The following is a 3,048-nucleotide window of genomic DNA, read 5'->3' on the forward strand; positions in this document are numbered from 1 at the left end:
CGATAGAATGCTTCGATATGGTAAGCATTGTCTCGGTCTTGACGGACATCACTGTTAGAGACACGCGGCGGTATACCAAAGAGAATTCCCGGCAAGTTACCCTCACCCCCCACATCAGGAAACGACATACCGATCGCCCCAAACCAGACATTGGCATTGTCACCACTGTTCACAAATAGAGAATCAGTTCCACCCCTGCCATTGGAAACATCACTCAAACCAGAATTCTTGGCATTTGCCCAAATATATCCACCCCAAGCGTGGATTTGGAAATTCGGGGAGAAGCGATAGAATCCCTGTGCGCCGACAATATCGTTGGAAGTAGCAATGTTGTTGCCAAAGGGAGCGTTTGACAGAGCGCTACCCGTCCCAGCTGCAAGATCGACTACTCCACCAGGGCTATAGCCATGAGAGTAGGCAACACCAATAGCTCCTTGCTCACCATAATAGGCTAAGTGCGCCAGGGCGTTGTAGCCACCATCAAACAAGCCGTTGCTAGCCGATGGGACATTGGGACTGCTGGCTAAATAACCCAAGGTGAGAACCAAGTCTTTGGTAATGTTCCAGTTAGCGGCTGCACCACCGCCACCTCGCCGGAATAAGGGACTGTATGATCCAAAAAGGGAGGGAACCCCATTGCCGTCGTCTGCGATCATGGGGGGAGTGACGGTGGTTGAAATATCGGTGTAACCAATGCCTGTGGGGCCAACAACGAAGTTAAGAGAATCACTAACTGGGAAGTAGTAACGGATGTGGGGGATAATAAGTGTATTGTTGCTGTCATTGTCGAAGTTAAGGCGTGTCATCCCTGTATTTGTGGCGGCGGCAATTTGGCTTGTACCATTAGAATTCGCAAAGTTGCCAAACTCCAGGCGGACTCGCAACAAATCTTTCCCTGTGAAGCTACTCTCTAAGTTGAGACGACCCCGATTTGCAAAGTAGGGACGGGATTCATCGCGTTCGCCACCCACCCTATTACCAAAGGTATCACTAACGGCGGTAATAACTTGAGCAGTCAGCTTGGTAGTAGTAGAAAATTGCTGCTCCTCCAAGGTTGCTGTGTGTGCCTCCAGCGTATCCACCCGCCCACGCAGAGTTGCTAATTCTGTCGCAAACTCTGTTTGCAAATTTTGCAGCACTGCCAAATCTTCTTTTTTAACTAAATCATTAGTACCCACAGCAATTAATTCATTAACCCGGTCTAAACAGGCATTTAAACCAGCCGCAAACTCATAACGACTCAACGCACGATCGCCGCGATAGGTTGCATCAGGATAACCTGCAATACAGCCATAACGTTCGACCAATGATTGCAGTGCCTGAAATGCCCAATCGCTCGGTTTGATATCAGAGAGTTGGGAAACAGAATTAACTTGTCCCTGCAAATTTCTATCATCTTCTGGAGATGCTGCCCAAACTGCTGGAATTGCCAAAAATAAGATAAAAAAGCTATGGAAAATAATTTTTAGCATTGGCTTATTACTTGATAATGGTTTAATTATGAATTTGTAAATAAGAAGATGAAACTCAAATAAAAACTTTTATTTTCTATGCTTATTAGCGTTAATTTTACAGATTAAAAGGTGAGCATACCAATTTTGCAAATTTACCAATTAGAACTAGTCATTGCGAATGGAGCGAAGCGGAATGAAGCAATCGCAGCCGCTAGACTTTGCGATTGCTTCTCTTCGAGACGCTCCGCTAACGCTTCCTTTCATTACGCTCGCAATGACAAAATATGTTTTTACACATTTGGGATGCTCCCATTAAAAGCAGAGACTTTAGCTTAATTAAAACAATACTTAAAACCGCCCAAAATTAATTTTTATAGCAATCCTAAATTATTCCTCAAAATATCTCTTTCTTCTCTTTAAGTTCTCTGCGCCTCTGCGGTTAGTTGGGGTGTAGCTACTTGCCGTAGAGGATACAGAGATACGAATTACATATCTTCTAACTCAATTCCTTTGGTTTCTTTAATAAAAAAGAGAATGAAAAAGAATGAGATAGCTGCCGCAATTGTATAGAGTCCATAGGCAGAACCTAGACCGAAATTTTTCAGTATGGGAGGAAATGTTGTGGAAATGAGGAAATTCGCAACCCATTGCATTGCAGCAGCAACTGAAAGTGCAGCCGCTCGAATTTTATTATTAAACATTTCTCCCAACAGTACCCAAACCACTGGCCCCCAGGAGAAACCAAAGCAAAATACATAGAGGTTGGCTGCAATGAGAGCTGTAGTACCTGCGCTTCCGGTGAGATTGGGGTTCCCAGCAGCATCCAAAGGAGCGTTGCCAAAAATATAAGCCATCGTCCCCAAGGTCAAGGTCATGCCAATCGACCCTAGTATGAGCAAGGGCTTGCGACCAAATTTATCTACAAAGGCGATCGCAATCAATGTTGTAATAATGTTGACGGCTCCTGTAATCACCGTGATTGTTAAGGAACTTTGTTCTGAAAACCCGACTGCCTGCCACAAAACATTGCTGTAGTAGAAGATTACATTAATACCAACGAATTGCTGTAATACAGATAAGCCTATTCCTATCCAAACAATCCGAAGGAGTCCACCATTTCTGCTTAAGAGATCAGAAAAGCTGGGTTCGCGTTCTCGAAGCACTGTCTGCCGAATTTCGTCAATTTTTGCCAGCACGTCACCCCCCAAAATCTTGGTCAGAATGTTAGCAGCTTCTGGTTCGCGTCCTTGAGCAACCAAGTAGCGGGGAGATTCGGGAATCATCAAGGCTGACATATATATTATGGCTGGAGGAATTTCTGTCCAAAACACTGATGGTAAACAGCACTGAAGATGCGACCATTGCCTTGACTCGACCATAACGGTCTGCGATCTTCCCTGCATAAAAGGCTCCTACCGCAGACCCCAATAATGCCAGGGATACGGCAAGACCAATCTCTACACTGTTGGCGTTAAAGGCTGTAGCAATAGCTCCAACTGCACCGTTGATCACTGCGGTGTCAAAACCGAACAGAAAGCCGCCGAGGGCAGCAGCACCAGCAATCAAAATGACATAAAAAGTGCTGGATTTACGA

At 45.0% G+C, this 3,048-nt stretch carries 3 protein-coding genes; all 3 read right to left on the reverse strand.

Annotated features, from left to right (window positions below):
* On the reverse strand, positions 1-1,472 hold a 1,472-nt coding region (locus VE944_RS29405), incomplete at its 3' end, for an iron uptake porin (RefSeq protein ID WP_324985842.1).
* 467 nt (positions 1,473-1,939) lie between these two features.
* Positions 1,940-2,749, reverse strand: coding sequence for an MFS transporter (locus tag VE944_RS29410; RefSeq protein WP_324985845.1), 810 nt, complete (start codon positions 2,747-2,749; stop codon positions 1,940-1,942).
* Positions 2,679-3,048 (reverse strand): MFS transporter (locus VE944_RS34245; protein WP_324985848.1); only part of this gene is annotated, 370 nt, incomplete at its 5' end. The genes VE944_RS34245 and VE944_RS29410, both read right to left, overlap by 71 nt.

This window comes from Nostoc sp. (assembly GCF_035638895.1).
Lineage (GTDB): Bacteria > Cyanobacteriota > Cyanobacteriia > Cyanobacteriales > Nostocaceae > Nostoc.